Here is a 21,307-nt window from a genome sequence, read left to right on the forward strand (position 1 = left end):
GAATAGAGAAAATTCAGCAGGATGAAACATTTACACGTAAATTAGAAACCCGACAGTTAAAAAATCCAGAATATTGGTCCCCGGATTACGTGCTGGTTTGTAATTTAAAAGCATATTTTGTGAATAAAGCGATTAATTCTGGTCTGGTCAAAACCCCGTTGGTTGCATGGATTGATTTTGGTTATTGCCGTAAACCAAATGTCACTCGTGGTTTGAAAGTATGGGACTTCCCTTTTAATCAAAATAAAATACATCTTTTCACGATCAAGAAAGGGTTAAGTGTTTCGTCATTGCAGCAATCTTTCGATTTTATGATCGGTAATCATGTTTATATCATTGGTGGCGCGATTGTGGGTTCTCAGGAAAAATGGAAAGAATTTTATCCATTAGTTTCAGAGTGCCAGAAAATAACACTAGAGAATAACATTGTGGATGATGATCAGGGCATCTTTGTCATGTGTTATTACAAACGACCTGATTTGTTTGTTCTTAACTATCTGGGCAGAGGCAAATGGTTTGATCTCTTCCGCTGTTTCAAACGCACTGCGCTTGGCGCGAAGTTCCAGTCATTAAGGCTCCTTCTTTCCAGAAAATAGTTGCCCGATACAAACGTAGCATCCGCATTTTTGGCAAGGTGCCTCCTGAGGAGGGATCTTGCCTTATCAACATAGGGTTCTCACGCCTTACACTCTGTAAATTCTAATAAATTCATGCCATTAATTGCTTTTTGGCGCAAGTCACTCATTCTGAAAATCACGATAAGCCATGTGGATACGCGTGATTTATGCTGCATTTTAAAGAAGTGATAACGCGTCATCTCGTATCAATGTATAGGTTTGGGTAATATGTGCTGAAATTTGCCCTGTCTGGAGAATCGCAATGCGTGGGGATTTTTATAAGCAGTTGAACAACGATCTGGAAACCGCTCGTGTGGAAGGGGTGTTTAAAGAAGAGCGCATTATCACGTCTGCGCAGCAGGCGGACATCACCGTGGCGGATGGAAGCCACGTCATCAACTTTTGCGCCAACAATTATCTGGGGCTGGCAAATCATCCGGAATTGATTGCAGCGGCGAAAGCTGGCATGGATTCTCACGGTTTCGGTATGGCCTCGGTGCGCTTTATCTGCGGTACCCAGGACAGCCATAAACAGCTTGAGCAAAAACTGGCGACTTTTTTGGGTATGGAAGATGCCATTCTGTATTCCTCCTGCTTTGATGCCAATGGCGGCCTGTTCGAAACGTTGTTAGGCGCAGAAGATGCGATTATTTCCGATGCGCTGAACCACGCTTCTATTATTGATGGTGTACGTCTGTGCAAAGCGAAGCGTTTTCGCTACGCCAACAATGATATGCAGGAGCTGGAAACGCGTCTGAAAGAAGCGCGTGAAGCGGGTGCCCGCCATATACTGATCGCGACCGACGGCGTGTTTTCGATGGACGGCGTGATCGCCAACCTGAAAGGAGTGTGTGACCTGGCGGATAAATACGATGCGCTGGTGATGGTCGATGACTCTCATGCTGTCGGTTTTGTGGGTGAGAACGGTCGTGGTTCTCATGAATACTGCGATGTTATGGGCCGTGTAGACATCATTACCGGTACGTTAGGTAAAGCACTGGGTGGCGCATCCGGCGGCTATACGGCAGCCCGTAAAGAGGTGGTGGAGTGGTTGCGTCAGCGTTCTCGCCCGTACTTATTCTCCAACTCATTAGCTCCGGCGATTGTTGCCGCCTCCATTAAAGTGCTGGAGATGGTGGAAGCTGGCGGCGAACTGCGTGACCGTCTGTGGGCGAATGCGCGTCAGTTCCGTGAGCAGATGTCTGCGGCAGGCTTTACGCTTGCGGGCGCTGACCATGCCATTATCCCGGTCATGCTGGGAGATGCGGTGGTTGCGCAAGAATTTGCTCGCGAACTGCAAAAAGAGGGTATCTATGTCACCGGGTTCTTCTATCCGGTGGTGCCAAAAGGTCAGGCGCGTATTCGTACCCAGATGTCTGCGGCGCATACGCCTGAGCAAATTACGCGTGCCGTTGCGGCGTTCACGCGTATTGGTAAACAACTGGGCGTTATCGCCTGAGGATGTGAGATGAAAGCGTTATCCAAACTGAAAGCGGAAGAGGGCATCTGGATGACCGACGTTCCTGAACCGGAACTCGGACATAACGATCTGCTGATTAAAATCCGTAAAACAGCCATCTGCGGGACCGACGTTCACATCTATAATTGGGATGAATGGTCGCAAAAAACGATCCCGGTACCTATGGTGGTTGGGCACGAATACGTTGGCGAAGTGGTCGGTATTGGCCAGGAAGTCAAAGGATTTAAAGTGGGTGACCGCGTTTCCGGTGAAGGTCACATCACCTGTGGCCATTGTCGTAACTGCCGTGGCGGACGTACTCACCTGTGCCGTAATACGACCGGTGTGGGTGTAAACCGCCCTGGCTGTTTTGCTGAGTATCTGGTTATTCCTGCGTTTAACGCCTTTAAAATCCCGGACAATATCTCCGACGATTTAGCCTCTATCTTTGACCCGTTCGGTAATGCGGTACACACGGCGCTGTCGTTCGATCTGGTGGGCGAAGATGTGCTGGTATCAGGCGCGGGTCCGATCGGTATTATGGCGGCGGCAGTGGCAAAACATGTGGGGGCGCGTCACGTCGTCATCACGGACGTCAATGAATACCGTCTGGAGCTGGCACGTAAGATGGGCATCACACATGCGGTAAACGTCTCGAAAGAGAGCCTGCCTGACGTGATGGCCAGACTTGGAATGACCGAAGGGTTTGACGTGGGTCTGGAAATGTCCGGTGCGCCGCCAGCGTTCCGTGCCATGCTGGATACCATGAACCACGGTGGTCGTATTGCCATGCTGGGGATCCCTCCTTCAGACATGTCTATCGACTGGACAAAGGTGATCTTTAAGGGCCTGTTTATCAAAGGCATTTATGGTCGCGAAATGTTTGAAACCTGGTACAAGATGGCCGCGTTGATCCAGTCTGGTCTGGATCTGACCCCGATCATCACCCATCACTTCTCAATTGATGAGTTCCAGAAAGGCTTTGACGCAATGCGTTCGGGCCAGTCAGGGAAAGTGATCCTGAGCTGGGATTAATAGTAAAAGGGCTGGTTATCCAGCCCTTTTTTCTGAAGAAATCCTGAACGCTGCGAAAGCGTTGTTATAACCGTTTGCCACTCAGCAGGATTTTATTTTGCTGCTCATCTTCCGCTTAATTTGCGTTAGCGTTAATCCCGTTGGAAGAGGATGTTTTCCCCCAACCTTGCCACTGATGCTGGAAGTAAGTGACGACGGTGCTCTGGCGAATACTTTCACTCAAGACGTTAAAGAACTGGTCGGCATAGACCGGCGCTAACGGTTGCTTCGGTTTACACAGCTTCACGCCACGGAATGGATTGCGCGGTGCATTAGGCTCGCTGTTGCCTGGCGGCGTCAGGTTCGGTGTGGAAGTATCCACCTGAGGTTCGTTGAGCAATGCACCTGGACGCACCAGCGTGATGTCGGCCGGTAGGTTATAGACCATCTGTTGCAACACGCGCACCGTTGATGGGTGGGGGTGTCCGATAGCAATGGCGGACCCATTACGGCGAGCTAACTCAATGGCACGATTAAACTGATGACGGATATCCGCTTCGTTTTGCGAGTCATCAAGGAACACTTTACGTTTAATCACTTTCACGCCTGTTCCGGAGGCGGCCCGCATTGCCTGGCTGTTGCCGATAGTCATACTGTCGAGGAAGTAGAGATCGTAACGCTCCAGAGCCTGCATTACTTTTTGCATACCAAACAGGCTGGAGGTCATCGCACTGCCCATATGGTTGTTAAGCCCAACGGCATACGGCACTTTACTGACGGCATCGCGAATAATTCGTTCAATTTCGTCGCTGCTCATCTCCGGGCGTAGGGTGTCTTTCTCCAGCGGCTGCTTACTTAATGGCGCCATCGGCAAATGGATCAGGACTTCATGGCCGCTATTATGCGCTTTGGTTGCCATTTCACGTGCATGCGGCGCATTGGGCAGCACGGCGACAGAGATGTTGGAAGGCATCGCCAGCACCTGGTTTTCATTATGCGGGCGATAGCCGAAATCATCGATGACGATGGCAAGTTTGCCAGCAAAAACAGGGGTTACGAACGCCAGCAGGCTGACCAGTGAGAGCATAATATGGCGAAACTGAGGCAAAACTTATCTTCCCAACCACGGTTGTGGATTGACGGCCTGACCCTGGCGACGAATTTCGAAATAGAGCGCCGGTCGACCCTGACCACCGCTGCTGCCAACCAGTGCAATAGGTTGGCCTGCGCGCACTTGTGTACCGACACTGACCAACGCACTCTGGTTGTAACCGTAAAGGCTCATGTCGCCTTTGCCGTGTTCGACAACAACAACCAGGCCGTAACCTTGTAGCCAGTCCGCCAGAATAACCCGGCCATCCGCAATGGCTTTCACTTCGGTGCCTTCGGACGCACCGAGAACCATCCCCTTCCACCGTAGCTCACCCTGCAGTTGTTCGCCATAGCGATGCAGCGTTGGACCGCGTACTGGCCAGAATGCCTGACCACGAGGCGCACCCAGACCGCCGGTACGCGATATCAGCGATTTTTCGCTTTCGGTTGGTTTATAGGTGGTGCCTTTGCGAGTCGCTTCCTGTTGGCGATTACGCACTGCTTGCGCTTCGTTGGCTTCACGTTCAGCCCGCGCTTTCGCTGCGGCTTCTGCCCGTGCAAGGCTGTTACGCAGACGGGATTCGTTAGCGCGCATTTCGCTTAACTGCTGTTGGCCTTGCTGAATCGATGATTCCAGCCCGGAGAGTGTTTTTTGGCGCTCACTGCGCGCCTGTTCCAGTTTGGCTTGCTGGGCACGCTGTTCGTACAGCAGCGTCTGTTGCTGGCTTTGTTTCTCTTCCAGCTCGGCCTTTTGCGAGGCCACTTCTTCACGGGTTTGTTTCAGTTCAGCGATGGTTTCCTGACGCGCCTGATTCAGATATCCAAAGTAGGCTTGCAGACGCTGTCCACGCTGGCTCTCTTCGCCGCTGAGAATCAACTGAATTCCGGTATGCTCACCCTGGCGAAATGCGGCATCAAGCTGCGCGGCGAGACTGCGTTCCTGAGTGGCTTTTTGTTGCTCCAGTTTGGCAATAGACGCATTCATTTCCGCGATCTGTTTGTTTAACTGGGCGAGGGTGTTCTGGGTTTCACGCAGTTTACGGGCAGCGGCAGAAATGGCTTCTTCCTGGGCTTTTAACTGCGCAAGCAGGCTTGAACGCTGCTGCTGTTGCTGGCGCACCGCGCGTTCTTTTGCGGCGATATCCGCCTGAATGGATTTGAGCTGATCCCGCTCATCTGCGTGTGCGGAAAAGGCGCACAACAATACGCCAGCGCTTATTACGCTGGCGTAGATCAGAGGCCTGACTGAAAACCTTTGCGGTTTCACGGCCCATGTAATGGAATTAAACGCCTTTCCCCTCATGGGGAGGGATTATTCCACGATGAACAGCGGCTTACCAGTCATCTCTTGCGGGATTTCCATACCCATCAGCGTCAGCATGGTCGGAGCGATATCGGAAAGTTTACCGCCTTCTACCGCTTTCACGTTTTTAGCACCGACATAAATCAGCGGAACAGGCAGGTTGGTATGCGCTGTATGCGCCTGGCCGGTCGCCGGATCGCGCATTTGTTCAGCGTTGCCGTGGTCAGCGGTGATCAGCAACTGTCCGCCAACGGATTCAACGGCTTTGGTCACTTGCTCAACGCAGTGATCCAGCGCTTCAACCGCTTTAACCGCCGCGTCCATCACACCGGTGTGACCCACCATATCGCCGTTCGGATAGTTACAGATAATCGTGTCGTATTTACCGCTCTCAATGGCGGCAACCAGTTTTTCGGTCAGCTCTGCGGAGCTCATTTCCGGTTGCAGATCGTAGGTCGCCACTTTCGGAGAGTTGATCAGAATGCGATCTTCACCGTTGAACGGCTCTTCTACACCGCCATTGAAGAAGAAAGTGACATGCGCGTATTTTTCCGTCTCGGAGATACGCAGCTGGGTTTTATCGTTCTTCGCCATCCACTCGCCGAGAGTATTCGCCAGCGATGCAGGTGGGTAAGCCACTGCGGTTTTGATGTCGGCCGCATATTCGGTCAGCATCACGAAGTTAAGATTGACCACTTTCTTACGGGCGAAGCCGTCGAAGTCAGCGTTAACAAATGCACGGGTAATTTCGCGGGCACGGTCAGCACGGAAGTTCATGAAAATCAGCGTGTCGCCATCTTCCATTGCCGTGTCGGGCTGGCCTTCTGCACGGATCACCGTGGCTTTCACGAATTCGTCGTTTTCGTCACGCGCATAGGCGGCCTGCAGGCCAGCTACAGCGGTGTCAGTCTGGAATTCGCCCTGCGCCAGCGTCATCAGGTCATACGCTTTTTCTACGCGATCCCAACGGTTGTCGCGGTCCATTGCATAGTAACGACCGATGATGGAGGCGACGCGCCCTTTGCCCAGCGCGGCAAATTTGTCTTCGAATTTTTTCAGCGAGGATTCAGCGCTGCGTGGCGGGGTGTCACGACCATCCAGGAAGGCGTGCAGGTAGATTTTTTCTGCGCCACGTTCGGCGGCCAGTTCCACCATCGCCATGATGTGATCTTCGTGGCTGTGTACGCCGCCCGCAGACAGCAGGCCCATGATGTGTACGGCTTTACCGGCGTTTTTCGCCTGATCAACGGCTGCGGTCAGCGTTGGATTGGCGAAGAAAGTGCGTTCTTTGATTTCAACGTCCAGGCGAGTCAGATCCTGATACACGATGCGGCCTGCACCCAGGTTGACGTGACCCACTTCGGAGTTACCCATCTGGCGGTCAGGCAGACCCACTTCCAGACCGGAAGCATCAATCAGGGTATGCGGACGTTTTGCCCACAGAGCATCCATTACTGGGGTTTTGGCATTAAAAATGGCGTTATCCTGGCTGTCTTCGCGATAGCCATAGCCATCCAGGATCACCAGTACCATAGGTTTTTTAGAAACCGACATTGCGACAACCTCACACTCAATAGACAAAAATAATTGCGTAATTTTACTACAGCTGAATCGATAAAATAGCCCCAGAAGATCAAATAATGGCTGAGAGCGGTCTGGGGATGGCGCGGATTTACGGTTTTTTTTCCGTAGCACCCCGCAAAAATGCAATCCATTGCACGCTCTGGCTGTATTTGCGACAACGCGCAGGTATACTTCTTTCCTGGTTTTTTTAATCACTGAGTCGGGAGTTGTTACCCCCCATGCAAGAAATTATGCAATTTGTTGGCCGCCATCCCATTCTAAGTATCGCCTGGATTGCGTTACTGGTGGCGGTATTGTTCACCACGTTCAAAGGCCTGACCTCGAAAGTGAAGGTGATTACACGCGGCGAAGCGACACGCCTTATCAATAAAGAAGATGCCATTGTTGTGGATTTACGTCAGCGCGACGACTTCCGCAAAGGCCATATCGCGGGTTCAACTAACCTGCTGCCGAGCGAAATCAAAGCCAACAATGTCGGCGAGCTTGAGAAGCACAAAGGCCAACCGGTTATCGTGGTGGATGGCTCTGGCATGCAGTGCCAGGACTCTGCAACGGCGCTGATTAAAGCCGGTTTTGAGAAAGTGTTTGTGCTGAAAGAAGGTGTTGCAGGCTGGAGTGGTGAAAACCTGCCTCTGGTACGCGGTAAGTAAGCTGTAGATAAACACAGGAGCGAAGTCATGGCCAATATTGAAATCTACACCAAAGCGACCTGCCCGTTTTGCCATCGTGCAAAAGCGCTGCTGAGCGATAAGGGTGTGAGTTTCCAGGAACTTCCAATTGATGGCGATGCCGTTAAGCGTGAAGAGATGATCAAACGTAGTGGTCGTACGACGGTTCCGCAGATTTTTATTGATGCGCAGCATATCGGTGGGTGTGACGACTTGTATGCGTTAGATGCGCGTGGTGGACTGGATCCCCTGTTAAGCTAACGTACGTCGTTAACATTGCATCAAGACGGTATTAAAGGACAACATTAAAGGGTTTTCTCAACATGTCAGAACAAAATAACACTGAAATGGCTTTCCAGATCCAACGTATTTATACCAAGGATGTCTCTTTCGAAGCGCCAAATGCGCCGCATGTTTTCCAGAAAGATTGGCAGCCAGAGGTTAAACTTGATCTTGATACGGCATCGACTCAACTGGCTGATGACGTGTATGAAGTGGTACTGCGTGTCACCGTAACGGCTTCCCTGGGTGAAGAAACCGCGTTCCTGTGTGAAGTTCAACAGGGCGGTATTTTCTCCATCAGCGGTATTGAAGGGACTCAGATGGCGCATTGCCTGGGCGCATACTGCCCGAACATTCTGTTCCCGTATGCCCGCGAATGCATCACCAGCCTGGTTTCCCGCGGTACATTCCCGCAACTGAACCTTGCGCCGGTCAACTTTGATGCGCTGTTCATGAACTATTTACAGCAGCAGGCTGGCGAAGGTACTGAAGAACATCAGGATGCCTGATGAACCAAAGTAATGCTTCAATGACTGTGATCGGTGCCGGCTCGTACGGCACCGCTCTTGCCATCACACTGGCAAGAAATGGCCACCAGGTCGTCCTGTGGGGCCATGATCCTAAACATATCGCGACCCTTGAACACGATCGCTGTAATGTCGCGTTCCTCCCTGATGTGCCTTTTCCTGACTCGCTTCTCCTGGAAAGTGACTTAGCCACTGCGCTGGCGGCCAGCCGTAATATTCTGGTCGTGGTGCCGAGCCATGTCTTTGGTGAAGTACTGCGTCAGATCAAACCGTTGATGCGCCCGGATGCGCGCCTTGTATGGGCGACAAAAGGTCTGGAAGCGGAGACGGGACGCCTGTTGCAGGATGTCGCGCGCGAAGCGTTAGGACCGGAAATTCCGCTCGCGGTGATCTCTGGCCCAACGTTTGCCAAAGAGCTGGCTGCAGGTTTACCGACGGCAATTTCTCTGGCGTCAACGGATGACACTTTTGCTGACGATCTGCAGCAATTGCTGCACTGCGGTAAAAGCTTCCGTGTCTACAACAACCCGGATTTCATTGGCGTACAGCTTGGCGGCGCGGTGAAAAACGTCATTGCGATTGGCGCGGGAATGTCCGACGGTATCGGTTTTGGCGCCAATGCGCGTACTGCACTGATCACCCGTGGGCTGACCGAAATGTCACGTTTAGGTGCCGCATTGGGTGCCGATCCGACCACCTTTATGGGGATGGCTGGGTTAGGCGATCTGGTACTGACCTGTACTGACAACCAGTCGCGTAACCGCCGCTTTGGCATGATGCTCGGACAGGGCATGGATGTTCAGGGTGCGCAGGACAAGATTGGCCAGGTGGTTGAAGGCTATCGCAATACAAAAGAAGTTCGTGAATTGGCGCACCGTTTTGGTGTCGAAATGCCAATAACCGAGGAAATTTATCAAGTATTGTATTGCGGAAAAAACGCGCGCGAGGCAGCATTGACGTTATTAGGTCGTGCACGCAAGGATGAGCGAAGCCGCCACTAGCCGCAAGGATCTGTCATCATAAAATGACCCGGCCCGCGAAGAACGGGCCGGTCGTTAGCCTCAATACCTGGAGTCTGCAATGCCGTGTGAAGAACTGGATATCGTCTGGAATAATATTAAAGCCGAAGCCCGTCAACTTGCGGACTGTGAACCGATGTTGGCCAGTTTTTACCACGCCACGCTACTCAAGCATGAGAATCTGGGCAGTGCGCTCAGTTATATGCTGGCGAATAAACTGGCTTCGCCCATCATGCCTGCAATAGCCATACGTGAAGTGGTGGAAGAAGCCTACGCGGCGGACCCGGAAATGATCGCCTCGGCAGCCTGCGATATTCAGGCGGTGCGCACTCGCGACCCGGCTGTTGATAAATACTCAACCCCACTTTTGTACCTGAAGGGTTTTCATGCTCTGCAGGCGTACCGTATTGGCCACTGGCTGTGGAATGAAGGTCGCCGGGCGCTGGCGATTTTCCTGCAAAATCAGGTTTCAGTGACTTTCCAGGTCGATATTCACCCGGCGGCCAAAATTGGCCGTGGGATTATGCTCGATCACGCTACCGGGATTGTGGTGGGTGAAACGGCGGTCATTGAAAACGATGTCTCTATCCTGCAATCCGTCACGCTGGGCGGGACCGGTAAATCAGGCGGCGACCGCCATCCGAAAATTCGCGAAGGCGTGATGATTGGCGCGGGGGCGAAAATCCTCGGTAATATTGAAGTCGGGCGCGGTGCCAAGATTGGCGCAGGTTCTGTCGTTTTGCAGCCTGTTCCGCCGCACACCACCGCCGCTGGCGTTCCGGCACGTATTGTCGGTAAACCTGATAGCGAGAAGCCGTCCATGGATATGGATCAGCATTTCAACGGGATACATCATACGTTTGAGTTCGGCGACGGCATCTAACTTTCGAACTATCTTACTTGTCATCTTGAACCCGGGCTGTGCTCGCCATCCTCACGTACTGCGTGTACGCTGCGGTGGCTGCGCGCAGTCCGTTCCAATCTGACTGCGCTGATAACACCCGAAAAATCAATGCCAAATGCGTTCGTATGTCGGATAAGGCATCCACCGCCACCCGACAAAAATCAGCTCCGCAATACCGCGCCAGGATATCCCAGCTGTCTCCACGCTTCATACACGACCACCGATACCGCGTTTGACAGATTCATACTGCGGCTGTCCGGCATCATTGGAATGCGAATTTTTTGTTCAGCGGGTAGGGCATCAAGAATGCTGGCTGGCAGACCTCGTGTTTCCGGGCCAAACATCAGATAGTCGCCATCCTGATAGCTGACTGCGCTGTGTGCCGGTGTCCCTTTAGTGGTCAGTGCAAACAGGCGCTGGGGATTTTCTACCGCCACAAAAGCGTCGTAATCGTGGTGGCGCTTTACCGCGGTGAACTCATGATAATCCAGCCCTGCGCGGCGCAGGCGCTTGTCGTCCCAGGTGAACCCCATCGGTTCAATGATGTGCAGACGAAAGCCGGTGTTGGCGCAAAGACGAATAATGTTGCCCGTATTTGGCGGGATTTCTGGTTCGAATAGAACGATGTTTAACATGCTGCCCCCTTAGTGCGGGGGGCAGAATAGCAGAAATCACCCGTACTATGCGACGGTCAGGCGTTGTAGCTTGTAGCGTTGCAACTTATAAAGTGTGGCGGCTGCAGCCACGAGCGCTGGCAGACTGAGAAACATCAAAATACTGTCGGCCTGCCATTGCAGAGAGAGCAACTGCGCGCTGGTCAGGGTTCCGGCCACGCCGCCAAAGCGTCCGACACCCTGCATCCATGCGATACCCGTTGCCCGACAATGGGTCGGATAGAACGTTGCTGCCAGCGTTTGCAAGCCGGATTGCGCGCCGTTCATGGTGATCCCCATCAGGAAGATCAGCGTGCCAAACAGGAAGATGTGGTTGTTTTCAAACCCGAGCGCAAGGGCGAACAGCATGGTCAGAATAAAACCGGTGGTGACCACTTTGTGCGCTTCCCAGCGGTCCATCATCCAGCCTGCCAGCAGGATCCCTGCCGTGCCACCGAAGGTGAATAGCGAGGTGAGCCACGCCGATTCCGCCAGCGGGTAGCCCATTCCCAGCATCAGCGTTGGCATCCAGCTCAGTAACACGTAATAGATCACCAGCCCCATAAAGTAGGTTGTCCAGAGCATCAGCGTGCCGGGTAACCAGGGCATGCTGAACAGTTGCGCCACGCTGCCTTTTTTGTCCGCAGTGCGTTCTTCATCCAGATAAAACAGGGTGACTTGCTCAAGATTGCCCGTGATGAAACGCCGGGCGACACGTCTGATTTGGGCGATATCTTTACCACGATGCACCAGATATTTGACCGACTCCGGCAGGAAGAGCACCAGCAATACGGTTAACACCAGCGGGGCGATTGCACCCGCCAGCAGCACGCTATGCCAGCCGTAATGAGGGATAAGCCAGGAAGAGATTGCCCCGCCGCCCGCCGCGCCAAGAGGAAAACCGCAGTACATAGCGTTTATCGTCATCGAACGGCAACGCTTTGGCGCAAATTCCGACACTAATGTAATGGCGTTAGGCATCGCGGCACCCAATCCGAGCCCGGTGAGGAACCGCCAGAGCGTCAGCATATTCAGCGATTGCGCATATGCGGTGCCCAGACTGGCAAGGCCGAAAAACAGACAGGAAAAGACCAGCACGCGCTTACGCCCCATGCGATCTGACATTGGCCCGGCAACCAGTGCACCGAGTGACAGCCCCAGCAGTGCAGCGCTTAATACAGGCCCGAGATCTTGCTTCTGAATCCCCCAGTCGGCAGAAAGCGTGGGAGCAATATAGCCCATTGCCGCCGTATCGAATCCGTCAATGGCCAGAACCAGAAATCCCAATACGATAATCACCCAGTGAAAGCGCGAAAAAGGAGCGTCATCTATCGCCTGCTGGATATTCACTTTACCGGAATACACCATGTAACCCTCGCCCGTTGTGATGTTGGATGTGTGTGAATTGCTCTTGTATTTGCTTGTATATACATTTGCGATCGCACAAAAAATTGTCAAATTAATTTTGTGTAAATGTTAACTAATCGTTATTTTTGAATTAAAAATGGCCAGACTGAAATTCAGACCGGCCATTCGGAAACAGAGGATGTTAAGAGGGGGCGGAGTTACGCAGCGTCACCACGGGTCAGTGACGTTAGTGCGGCAGGCAGACTTTTTCCGAGCTCCTGTACCAGAGAATCACGGCTGATTTCGCTAATCGTTTTTGCACCGGTCAGCGTCATGGCCACTTTCATCTCTTTTTCAATCAGATTCAGTAAGTTGGCAACGCCCGCTTGTCCTGCCGTGGCTAGCGCGTAAAGATACGCGCGCCCCAGCAGCACGGTATCAGCACCCAGAGCAACCATGCGTACGACGTCCAGCCCGTTACGGATACCGCTGTCGGCCAGAATGGCGATATCGCCTTTGACCGCATCGGCAATAGCGGGCAGAGCGCGTGCGGAGGAGAGCACGCCATCAAGCTGACGACCGCCGTGGTTAGACACTACGATACCATCGGCACCAAAGCGCACCGCGTCGCGGGCATCTTCCGGATCGAGGATCCCTTTGATCACCATCGGGCCGTCCCAGAATTCACGGATCCACTCGAGGTCTTTCCAGGAGATAGAGGGATCGAAGTTGTTCGCCAGCCAGCCGATGTAATCTTCCAGTCCGGTCGGTTTTCCCAGATAGGTGGAAATGTTGCCTAAATCGTGTGGGCGACCATTCAGACCAACATCCCACGCCCATTGCGGGTGGGTGACTGCCTGCCAGTAGCGGCGCAGTGCGGCATTCGGGCCGCTCATGCCTGAATGAGCGTCACGGTAGCGCGCCCCCGGCGTTGGCATATCGACGGTAAAGACGAGGGTTGAGCAGCCTGCTGCCTTCGCGCGTTCCAGCGCGTTGCGCATAAAGCCGCGGTCGCGCAATACGTAAAGCTGAAACCACATTGGGCGTTTGATGGTCGGCGCCACTTCTTCAATCGGGCAGACAGAAACAGTGGAGAGGGTGAACGGAATGCCGTGGGCATCAGCGGCAGCGGCGGCCTGCACTTCGCCACGACGGGCGTACATACCACACAACCCAACCGGGGCTAAGGCAACCGGCATCGACAACTTTTCATTAAACAGCGTGGTTTCCAGGCTTAAGTCAGACATGTTTTTCAGTACACGCTGGCGAAGTGCCACCTCAGACAAGTCCTCTACGTTGCGGCGCAGGGTGTGTTCCGCGTAGGCGCCGCCGTCAATATAGTGGAACAAGAAAGGGGGCAGAATGCGCTGGGCTGCGGCGCGATAATCGCTGGCTGCTGAGATAATCATGCTTTGTTCTCCCTGGAAATATCATTATGGTCTCCGGGCAGGCGGGTGATTCGCGCCTGGCGGGCCTGGTCTTCATCAAATCGTTTAATCGTGGTGTGGACAAAACCTAAGTGGGCCATCATCGCCTGGCGTGCGCCTTCCGCGTCGCCTGCCACAATGGCGTCGAGAATGGCCTGATGCTGCTCTGTCAGACGGGCAAAGACGGGCGGAACCAGATACATACGCTGGCGGCTCTGTTTGACCGAAGAGTGCAGTACGTCGAAGAATCCTCGCATGGTCTGCAGTAGCACCACATTGTGCGACGCTTCGGCAATGGCGAGATGAAAGCGAACATCCGCCTGTGAGGCGATATCCGGGTCTTCACTCAGTGTGGCGTCAAAGCAGGTCTTAATTTTTTCTTTATCGATCTCAGTGGCGCGCATCGCGGCGTGCCAGGCGGTACTGGCCTCGATAGCATGGCGGGCTTCCAGGATATCAAAACTGTAATCCGGGTCGTCTGCCATCAGGGTTTTCAGTGGTTGAACGATATTTTGTTCAGACCAGGATTCATGCTGCCAGCGGACAAACGTCCCGCCGCCGCGACGGCTCAGCAGCACGCCCTCGCTCACCAGTTTTGCCAGCGCCTCGCGCAAAGAATTGCGCGACACGCCAAGCTGTAGGGCCAACTGGCGCTCAGCGGGCAATTTCATGCCCGCTTCCAGCTGTTGTTCTTCAATCAGCGCCCGCACACGAGAAGCGACCTCGTCTGACAGGCGTCTGGGCATCACAATCATGGAATCATCCAGGTCAGAACATAGGCCTGAAGCGTGGTGATCACGCCCACCATACAGGTGAAAATCAGGCTGTGTTTAACGGTAAAACGGAACAGGTCCGACTCTTTGCCGACCAGCCCGACCGCCGCACAGGCGATGGCGATGGACTGCGGCGAGATCATCTTGCCGGTCACGCCACCGGTGGTATTGGCGGCGACCATCAGTACGTCAGAGACGCCGATTTGCTGAGCGGCAGTCGCCTGCAGAGCGGCAAATAACGCGTTCGAAGAGGTATCTGACCCGGTCAGGAATACGCCCAGCCAGCCAAGGAACGGTGAGAAGAAGGTAAATGCGCTGCCCGTGTGTGCCAGTGCCAATGCCAGCGTTGAGGAAAGACCGGAATAGTTAGAGATAAAGGCGAACGCCAGCACCATCCCGATGGAGTAAATCGGCAACGCCAGATCTTTCAGGGTACTGCCGAAAGTCTGAATAGCGGCAGACGGCTTCATTTTCAGCCAGACGATTGACAGTAACGCGGCAAACAGGATGGCGGTACCGGTGGCTGAGAACCAGTCGAATTTGTAGACCGCAGCGTAGGCGGTAGCCTCGTGTACTACCGGCGGCATACGGGCGACCAGCTTGTCGAGATACGGAACCGGAACGTTAACCACCCAGTGGTACATTGCGCCACCCGGCGCAAACAGCGCTTTAAACGGTGGAATACTCCACAGCGTCACGGTCGCCGTCAGGAACAGGAACGGTGACCAGGCGCGAACAACCTGACCCGCAGTGTAGTTTGTACGGGCCAGGGTCTGATCGACCTGTGACGCGCCCATATCACCAAAGCGGAAGATGCGTACCGGCTGCCAGCGTTTCAGGAACAGGGTCAGACACACCAGAGAAACCAGTGATGAGATGATGTCAGGCAGCTCCGGTCCAATGAAGTTAGAGCTCAGATACTGGGCGATAGCAAACGAACCGCCCGCCACCATTACCGCAGGCCAGGTTTCCTTCACGCCGCGCCAGCCGTCCATAATCGCCATGATCCAGAACAGCACGATAATCGTCAGGAACGGCAGCTGACGCCCTACCATCTGGCCAATTTCAAAGCTGTCCAGCCCGGTGACCTGACCGGCAACCAGGATAGGGATGCCCATTGCGCCAAACGCCACAGGTGCGGTGTTTACTATCAGGCACAGTCCCGCAGCGTACAGCGGATTAAAGCCCAGACCGACAAGCAGTGCGGCGGTAATCGCTACCGGAGCGCCAAAACCGGCGGCCCCTTCCAGGAACGCGCCGAAGGAGAAGCCAACGATGAGCATTTGCAGGCGCTGGTCAGGCGTGATTGACAGTATCGATGATCGGATGATGTCGAACTGGCCTGTTTTCACCGAGATTTTATAGACGAATACAGCGGCAATAATGATCCAGGCAATCGGCCATAGGCCATAGAAGAAGCCGTATACCACGGAGGCCAGTGCATGATCGACCGGCATTTTGTAGAACAGCAGCGCCACGGTGAGCGCAATCACCACCGTCCACGAGGCGGCAACATAGCCTTTCAGCTTGAGCTTAATTAGAGCAAAGAAAAAGAACAGAATGGGGAGCGATGCTACCAGACTGGAAAGCCAGATATTCCCGGCCGGGTCGTAGTTTTGTTGCCAGAGATTCATTGCAGGTCTCCTGAGGGCCACGCACACAATGCAATGAGTCTGTGCTCATCTCTTGGTCACATTCTGTGTAAAAGTGGTCCTGCCAATATTGTTGTGTAGGGATAATGACAATGAATGGTTAACTAAATGTTATTTATTGGCAACGGCAGTGTAATGAAATTTTGGGGAAGTGTGAACCACTAAGCGGATTATGCGGGAATTGGTAGGGCCAATTGGAGGGCCGGGTAAGCATGGCTGCTACCCGGCAGAAGATCAGAATTCGGTCTTTGCGAAACCGGTCATCTCTTGCAGATTCATTTCGCGGCCTAACGCTGTCATCGGGTGTACGACCACCAGACCACGGACGCTTTTCTTCAGTTTGCCCATGTCAGCTTGTTCTTTTTTAGTAATCGCACGACGAAACGGCAGGTTCATCAATTTTTGTGCTTCTTTACTCAGCTTTTGGCTGTGAACGTCGCGCAGACGCGCAATTTCAGCTTCCAGGGTTGCTTTTTCTTTTTCCAGTTCGGCGTACTTCTCGGCACCTTCGACCAGGGAGAGATCGGCCTGCTGATGGCGGATGGCATCCAGACGATCGCTGAGGCGTTTAATTTCGTTTTTTTCGACTTCTTTCATGGGATAGCTTCTGATAGAAATAGGATGAATATCCTATAGTATGCGCGCAGAGCGGTATTATTCACAACTAATGGGATAAAAATAATGAAGTATGATAAGTATTATGGTGCTAATTATTTTTCATAGTGGACTGATTAAATAAGATTTTTAGATAAAAAGTGGAAGATGTGAAGATTATTTAATCGGTTTACGATTAAGCACGTTTTCCTCAATGCCATTATTCATCTGATCCTAAACTGCAATAGGCAGCCGCGTCTATGAAACGCGGAGAATTCATGGAGGGTTATCATGGGAAAAATCGGTGAGAATGCATCAGCTCTTATTGATAAGACTGTAGATTTTATGGCTTCAAGTCAGGCTTTCCGGGAATATCTGAATAAAACGCCGCCGCGTAATGTTGTCCCTGCTGAAGTACCGCATGAGAATGTGCAGATGTATCTGCAACGGCTGGAATATTATCGGAAGATATACAGGCCAAAGCAGGAAGAAAATCAGTAGGTCTGCACCGGGCTATTTCTGAAATGCTTTTTTTAAGCTGATTTTGGAAATCAGCTCGGTCAGAGAGAGCACCATAGTTGAGCGCACAGCTTGTTGGTAGCGCTGAATTTGCATGGCGTACAAACTCGGGTCAGATGTGTCGAAATGCGGCGACGGTGGAAGCGCCATCACGCAGTGTAGCTCGCCAAATGGGCCGAGGATTTCGTCGTCCGTAAACGCGTACTCATTACCGTCGTGATTCAACTCCTCACGCAGCGCCATCAATAGCTCGGCATCTTCATATTCCGGACGGCTGAGAACACCTAAGCCATAGATGAGTTTCAGACGCACAGAAAGATCGCCCAGCGGTCCGTCGCCGTCGAGCAACGGTTCTACAGCATATTTCACCGCGTAATCGTCTTTGCGGAATACCTGAAGTACCAGAATATTCACCGCCTCGGTGAGGAGATCCACGGCGGTGATCAGGAAACTTCGTACGGTTTTGCCAGCATTCAGACGTTCAAGCACACGATTTTCAAAGGCCTGGGTTTGTTCCATTATTGGCTGCATATCTGACAATCTATTATTCAGGCGCAGGATGTCCTGCGCCTGGTACGGCATCATAATGACTTTGCGTTATACGCGTTAACCGCCTCGGCAACGACATCGCTATTCGCATCCAGTCCGGAAACCTGTGCCAGCGCCGCCTGCGGGCCTTTCTCTTCAATCAGTGCAGCCAGTTCCTGAGCCTGTGGGTCTTCATCGCTGCGATAGTGCATCGCGCCGGCAATCCCTTTGACCAGATTGGCGTGAGGCAGCGCATATTCCAGCGTTCCGAGCAGCGGTTTGATCAGACGATCGCCCGCACTCAGTTTACGCAGTGGCTGACGTCCCACGCGCTCAACGTCATCTTTCAGATACGGGTTTTCAAAGCGACCAAGGATTTTCTTGATGTATGCTGCGTGTTTATCCGCATCAAAGCCGTAGCGTTTGATCAGCACCGCGCCGCTCTCTTCCATCGCGCCTTTTACCACCGCACGGATTTTCTCATCGAGAATCGCGTCACGGATGGTCTGATGACCTGCCAATTTTCCGAGGTACGCGGTTATAGCATGCCCGGTGTTCAGCGTGAAGAGTTTACGTTCGACAAATGCCATCAGGTTATCAGTTAATTCCATACCTGGGATGTTCGGCAGTTCACCTTTGAACTGGGTTTTGTCGACAATCCATTCGCTGAAGGTTTCTACGGTCACTTCCAGCGGATCGTTAGTGGCCGATGCAGAAGGCGGAACAATACGGTCTACGGCGGAATCCACAAAGCCCACATGCTGCTCAACCCAGGCTTTATCTTCCTCTGGTAGCGCATTCATCACATGGCCTTTCAGTTGGGTGGTGCCACGCACCATGTTTTCGCAGGCAATGATATTCAGCGGGGTTTCGATGCCCTGCGCTTTGCGTTTCACCAGACCTTTTGCGACCGCCGGTGCAATACGCTCCAACACCACCGGCCCAACCGCAGTGGTCACAATATCGACGTGCGCGATCAGATCAATAACCTCATCACCAATGCTGCTTACGGCATTCACATTGGAAACGGTTTCGACCTGCTCATTTTCACCCACAACATGAACCTGATAGCTATGACGGGCATTCAGGGCGTCGAGCACCACCTGATTTACATCCGCGAAAGTCAGTTGTATCCCCGCGTCGGCCAGAAGTTTGCCGATAAAGCCACGACCGATATTACCTGCGCCAAAATGTAATGCTTTCATAGTATTAACCTTCATTAATGTTTTTACCCGAGAGGGCTGGGGTGAGGGACAGTGAAACTTCCCCCCTCACCCAAACCCTCTCCCGTTATGGGAGAGAGTGGGACGTAGGCCCGATAAGCGTATCGGGCTACGAGATTTACCTACAACCTGCCAGCAGTTCCAGCACTTCATCCACGCTGGTGGTTTGCGCCAGACGCTCGATCACGGATTCATCATCCAGTGCGTTGGTCAGGCTGGTAATCACCTGGATGTGCTCGTTGTTGCGCGCGGCAATACCAATCACCAGACGGGCAATATCGTCTTCTTCTTCGCCAAAGCGAACACCTTCCGGGTACTGGCAGAACACCACACCCGTTTTCAGTACGCGGTCTTTGGCTTCAACGGTGCCGTGTGGAACGGCAATAGACTCGCCCAGATAGGTCGGGGTCAGCTTTTCACGTTCCAGCATTGCATCAACGTATTCCGGCTCAACATAGCCGCCTTTCACCAGTTGCTCGCCGGCAAAGCGAATTGCTTCTTCTTTTGTCGCTGCTTTGCGACCCAGGAAGATGTTTTCCGCACCCAGTTTGAACAGGTTGTTGTCGCCTTCTTCAAAGCTGTCTTTCAGATGATCGCGAACTTTCTCTTCGTTGACGTTGTGGCGCTGTGCCGCAACCAGACGCTCGGTCAGGCTGGAATACAGGCCGCTATCCAGGAAGTTGGTCAGCGAAATATGCTGCGCCTGAGGCACCTGGCGCATCGCACGCTCGGTCAGATCGCGGTGGGTGATGACCAAATCCACATCTGGCGGCAGGCTGTTGATTGCACTGTTGGTGACAGAGATGTGGGTCAGCCCTGCATCCTGCACTTTTTTACGCAGTACACCTGCACCCATGGCGCTTGAGCCCATACCGGCATCGCAGGCGACGATAATTTTACGCACGTGGCTCAGGTCGTTGGTGACATCACCTGCGGTCAGCGCAGATGCACCTTTAGACTCGGCTTTCATGTCGTGCATACGACGAGTTGCCGCGTCGATATCGTCCTCTTCTTCTTTTACTTTGCTGGTTTTCAGCAAAATAGAAGAGACAACGAAGGAGACTGCCATTGCTGCGCAGATTGCTGCGATGTTAGCAAAGTAGGCACCTTTTGGCGTCATCGCCAGTACTGCCAGGATGGAACCTGGAGAGGCTGGAGAAACCAGACCGCCGTTGAGAATGGTCAGTGTGAATACGCCAGTCATACCGCCAAGGATAACGGCGAGGATCAGACGTGGGTTCATCAGCACATACGGGAAGTAGATTTCGTGGATACCGCCCAGGAAGTGGATGATTGCCGCACCGCCAGCAGACTGCTTAGCGCTGCCGCGACCGAAGAACATGTATGCCAGCAGAACGCCCATCCCCGGACCCGGGTTCGCTTCAATCAGGAAGAAGATGGATTTGCCCATCTCATGGGACTGTTGAATGCCCAGAGGTGAGAAGATACCGTGGTTGATGGCGTTGTTGAGGAACAGAATTTTCGCCGGTTCAACGAAAATAGAGGCCAGCGGCAGCATGTCATGGACGACCATGAAGTTAACGCCAGCAGCCAGAATTTTGGACAGAGCTTCAACCAGCGGACCAATGCCGAGGAATGCCAGAATGGCGAGGATCATACCGATGATGCCAGCGGAGAAGTTATTCACCAGCATCTCAAAACCGGATTTGATCTTACCGTCGACCCAGCTATCGAAATGTTTGATTGCCCAGCCACCCAACGGACCTGCGATCATTGCGCCGAGGAACATTGGCATATCCGCACCAACGATAACACCCATCGTGGTGATTGCACCTACTACACCACCGCGATCGCCACCGACCAGACGACCGCCGGTAAAGCCTATCAGCAACGGCAGCAGGTAGGTGATCATCGGTCCAACAAGCTTCGCCAGCGTTTCGTTCGGCAACCACCCTGTTGGAATGAATAATGCGGTGATAATACCCCACGCGATAAACGCGCCGATATTTGGCATCACCATGTTGCTGAGGAATCGACCAAAGCTTTGCACCTTGATCTTAATATCGGATGACATAAAAACACCCCTTCTTATGTTGCTGTCGCGCAGGCTGGAAGCCCGAGGATTATTGTTAATGTGGCGGCAGAGGTAGCCGGACTCTGT

The 21,307-nt window shown here is 53.0% G+C and carries 21 protein-coding genes; 9 read left to right on the plus strand and 12 right to left on the minus strand.

Annotated features, from left to right (window positions below):
• From yibB to tdh, 3 genes are all read left to right on the plus strand, one after another.
• The coding region (gene yibB, locus NNO04_RS18520) for a protein YibB (RefSeq protein WP_271445926.1) at positions 1-596 on the plus strand (596 nt) is incomplete at its 5' end.
• A gap of 283 nt (positions 597-879) precedes the next feature.
• Complete coding sequence (gene kbl / locus NNO04_RS18525) at positions 880-2,076, plus strand: glycine C-acetyltransferase (RefSeq protein WP_271445927.1); 1,197 nt, start codon at positions 880-882, stop codon at positions 2,074-2,076.
• A 9-nt stretch (positions 2,077-2,085) separates the two neighbouring features.
• The gene (gene tdh, locus NNO04_RS18530) at positions 2,086-3,111 is read left to right on the plus strand and encodes an L-threonine 3-dehydrogenase (protein ID WP_271445928.1); all 1,026 of its coding nucleotides are present in this window, start codon (positions 2,086-2,088) and stop codon (positions 3,109-3,111) included.
• Between the two features lie 115 nt (positions 3,112-3,226).
• Here tdh and NNO04_RS18535 read toward each other — a convergent pair whose 3' ends face one another.
• The 3 genes from NNO04_RS18535 to gpmM are packed head-to-tail and all read right to left on the minus strand — an operon-like array spanning position 3,227 to position 7,039.
• Entirely contained in the window at positions 3,227-4,198 is a 972-nt protein-coding gene (locus tag NNO04_RS18535; protein ID WP_271445929.1) for a divergent polysaccharide deacetylase family protein, read from the minus strand.
• 3 nt (positions 4,199-4,201) lie between these two features.
• The gene (gene envC / locus NNO04_RS18540) at positions 4,202-5,461 is read right to left on the minus strand and encodes a murein hydrolase activator EnvC (RefSeq protein ID WP_271445945.1); all 1,260 of its coding nucleotides are present in this window, start codon (positions 5,459-5,461) and stop codon (positions 4,202-4,204) included.
• Positions 5,462-5,494: 33 nt separating this feature from the next.
• Positions 5,495-7,039, minus strand: a complete 1,545-nt coding sequence (gpmM, locus tag NNO04_RS18545) for a 2,3-bisphosphoglycerate-independent phosphoglycerate mutase (protein WP_271445930.1) — start codon at positions 7,037-7,039, stop codon at positions 5,495-5,497.
• Between the two features lie 248 nt (positions 7,040-7,287).
• Between gpmM and NNO04_RS18550 the strand changes: the two genes are divergently transcribed.
• From NNO04_RS18550 to cysE, 5 genes are all read left to right on the plus strand, one after another.
• Entirely contained in the window at positions 7,288-7,719 is a 432-nt protein-coding gene (locus tag NNO04_RS18550; RefSeq protein ID WP_271445931.1) for a rhodanese-like domain-containing protein, read from the plus strand.
• Positions 7,720-7,746: 27 nt separating this feature from the next.
• Positions 7,747-7,998: a glutaredoxin 3 gene (gene grxC, locus NNO04_RS18555; protein ID WP_162382402.1), complete on the plus strand. Its 252-nt coding sequence runs from the start codon at positions 7,747-7,749 to the stop codon at positions 7,996-7,998.
• A gap of 62 nt (positions 7,999-8,060) precedes the next feature.
• A complete protein-coding gene (gene secB, locus NNO04_RS18560) occupies positions 8,061-8,528 on the plus strand; it encodes a protein-export chaperone SecB (RefSeq protein ID WP_003024155.1) in 468 nt (155 codons plus the stop codon).
• Complete coding sequence (gene gpsA / locus NNO04_RS18565; RefSeq protein ID WP_162382403.1) at positions 8,528-9,547, plus strand: NAD(P)H-dependent glycerol-3-phosphate dehydrogenase; 1,020 nt, start codon at positions 8,528-8,530, stop codon at positions 9,545-9,547. The genes secB and gpsA overlap by 1 nt, the downstream gene beginning before the upstream one ends.
• A gap of 79 nt (positions 9,548-9,626) precedes the next feature.
• Positions 9,627-10,448 carry a serine O-acetyltransferase gene (gene cysE / locus NNO04_RS18570; RefSeq protein WP_271445932.1) on the plus strand — a complete coding sequence of 274 codons (822 nt, stop codon included), beginning with the start codon at positions 9,627-9,629 and terminating at the stop codon, positions 10,446-10,448.
• A gap of 182 nt (positions 10,449-10,630) precedes the next feature.
• On the opposite strand, the gene trmL is transcribed toward cysE, so the two are convergent.
• The 6 genes from trmL to NNO04_RS18600 form a co-directional block, all read right to left on the minus strand.
• Positions 10,631-11,104: a tRNA (uridine(34)/cytosine(34)/5-carboxymethylaminomethyluridine(34)-2'-O)-methyltransferase TrmL gene (gene trmL, locus NNO04_RS18575; RefSeq protein WP_271445933.1), complete on the minus strand. Its 474-nt coding sequence runs from the start codon at positions 11,102-11,104 to the stop codon at positions 10,631-10,633.
• A gap of 45 nt (positions 11,105-11,149) precedes the next feature.
• Positions 11,150-12,490 carry an MFS transporter gene (locus tag NNO04_RS18580; protein WP_271445934.1) on the minus strand — a complete coding sequence of 447 codons (1,341 nt, stop codon included), beginning with the start codon at positions 12,488-12,490 and terminating at the stop codon, positions 11,150-11,152.
• A 197-nt stretch (positions 12,491-12,687) separates the two neighbouring features.
• On the minus strand, positions 12,688-13,878 hold the full coding sequence (gene lldD / locus NNO04_RS18585) for an FMN-dependent L-lactate dehydrogenase LldD (RefSeq protein ID WP_203359594.1): 1,191 nt from the start codon (positions 13,876-13,878) through the stop codon (positions 12,688-12,690).
• A complete protein-coding gene (gene lldR / locus NNO04_RS18590) occupies positions 13,875-14,651 on the minus strand; it encodes a transcriptional regulator LldR (protein WP_271445935.1) in 777 nt (258 codons plus the stop codon). The genes lldD and lldR overlap by 4 nt, the downstream gene beginning before the upstream one ends.
• The gene (gene lldP, locus NNO04_RS18595; protein ID WP_271445936.1) at positions 14,648-16,303 is read right to left on the minus strand and encodes an L-lactate permease; all 1,656 of its coding nucleotides are present in this window, start codon (positions 16,301-16,303) and stop codon (positions 14,648-14,650) included. The genes lldR and lldP overlap by 4 nt, the downstream gene beginning before the upstream one ends.
• Before the next feature lie 252 nt (positions 16,304-16,555).
• A complete protein-coding gene (locus tag NNO04_RS18600) occupies positions 16,556-16,918 on the minus strand; it encodes a YibL family ribosome-associated protein (protein ID WP_162382410.1) in 363 nt (120 codons plus the stop codon).
• Between the two features lie 288 nt (positions 16,919-17,206).
• Between NNO04_RS18600 and NNO04_RS18605 the strand changes: the two genes are divergently transcribed.
• Positions 17,207-17,416: a hypothetical protein gene (locus tag NNO04_RS18605; RefSeq protein WP_271445937.1), complete on the plus strand. Its 210-nt coding sequence runs from the start codon at positions 17,207-17,209 to the stop codon at positions 17,414-17,416.
• A 12-nt stretch (positions 17,417-17,428) separates the two neighbouring features.
• Here the strand turns inward: NNO04_RS18605 and mtlR are convergent, their stop codons facing one another.
• The 3 genes from mtlR to mtlA all read right to left on the minus strand — a co-directional run bounded on the left by mtlR (position 17,429) and on the right by mtlA (position 21,220).
• Positions 17,429-18,016 (minus strand): mannitol operon repressor MtlR, encoded by a 588-nt coding sequence (gene mtlR, locus NNO04_RS18610; RefSeq protein ID WP_271445946.1) that lies wholly within the window; start codon positions 18,014-18,016, stop codon positions 17,429-17,431.
• A complete protein-coding gene (mtlD, locus tag NNO04_RS18615; protein WP_271445938.1) occupies positions 18,016-19,167 on the minus strand; it encodes a mannitol-1-phosphate 5-dehydrogenase in 1,152 nt (383 codons plus the stop codon). Before mtlD ends, mtlR begins: the two co-directional genes overlap by 1 nt.
• A 136-nt stretch (positions 19,168-19,303) precedes the next feature.
• Positions 19,304-21,220: a PTS mannitol transporter subunit IICBA gene (mtlA, locus tag NNO04_RS18620; protein WP_271445939.1), complete on the minus strand. Its 1,917-nt coding sequence runs from the start codon at positions 21,218-21,220 to the stop codon at positions 19,304-19,306.
• Between the last annotated feature and the right edge of the window lie 87 nt (positions 21,221-21,307).

This window comes from Citrobacter sp. Awk 4, assembly GCF_028069725.1.
GTDB lineage: Bacteria > Pseudomonadota > Gammaproteobacteria > Enterobacterales > Enterobacteriaceae > Citrobacter_D.

Coding starts and splice junctions, on each gene's coding strand:
- gpsA (WP_162382403.1), top strand. CDS start 8,528: ATGAACCAAAGTAATGCTTCAATGACTGTGATCGGTGCCGGCTCGTAC.
- NNO04_RS18550 (WP_271445931.1), top strand. CDS start 7,288: ATGCAAGAAATTATGCAATTTGTTGGCCGCCATCCCATTCTAAGTATC.
- lldR (WP_271445935.1), bottom strand. CDS start 14,651: ATGATTGTGATGCCCAGACGCCTGTCAGACGAGGTCGCTTCTCGTGTG.
- mtlR (WP_271445946.1), bottom strand. CDS start 18,016: ATGCCGTACCAGGCGCAGGACATCCTGCGCCTGAATAATAGATTGTCA.
- lldP (WP_271445936.1), bottom strand. CDS start 16,303: ATGAATCTCTGGCAACAAAACTACGACCCGGCCGGGAATATCTGGCTT.
- mtlD (WP_271445938.1), bottom strand. CDS start 19,167: ATGAAAGCATTACATTTTGGCGCAGGTAATATCGGTCGTGGCTTTATC.
- secB (WP_003024155.1), top strand. CDS start 8,061: ATGTCAGAACAAAATAACACTGAAATGGCTTTCCAGATCCAACGTATT.
- trmL (WP_271445933.1), bottom strand. CDS start 11,104: ATGTTAAACATCGTTCTATTCGAACCAGAAATCCCGCCAAATACGGGC.
- NNO04_RS18580 (WP_271445934.1), bottom strand. CDS start 12,490: ATGGTGTATTCCGGTAAAGTGAATATCCAGCAGGCGATAGATGACGCT.
- kbl (WP_271445927.1), top strand. CDS start 880: ATGCGTGGGGATTTTTATAAGCAGTTGAACAACGATCTGGAAACCGCT.
- tdh (WP_271445928.1), top strand. CDS start 2,086: ATGAAAGCGTTATCCAAACTGAAAGCGGAAGAGGGCATCTGGATGACC.
- grxC (WP_162382402.1), top strand. CDS start 7,747: ATGGCCAATATTGAAATCTACACCAAAGCGACCTGCCCGTTTTGCCAT.
- cysE (WP_271445932.1), top strand. CDS start 9,627: ATGCCGTGTGAAGAACTGGATATCGTCTGGAATAATATTAAAGCCGAA.
- NNO04_RS18600 (WP_162382410.1), bottom strand. CDS start 16,918: ATGAAAGAAGTCGAAAAAAACGAAATTAAACGCCTCAGCGATCGTCTG.
- lldD (WP_203359594.1), bottom strand. CDS start 13,878: ATGATTATCTCAGCAGCCAGCGATTATCGCGCCGCAGCCCAGCGCATT.
- mtlA (WP_271445939.1), bottom strand. CDS start 21,220: ATGTCATCCGATATTAAGATCAAGGTGCAAAGCTTTGGTCGATTCCTC.
- gpmM (WP_271445930.1), bottom strand. CDS start 7,039: ATGTCGGTTTCTAAAAAACCTATGGTACTGGTGATCCTGGATGGCTAT.
- NNO04_RS18605 (WP_271445937.1), top strand. CDS start 17,207: ATGGGAAAAATCGGTGAGAATGCATCAGCTCTTATTGATAAGACTGTA.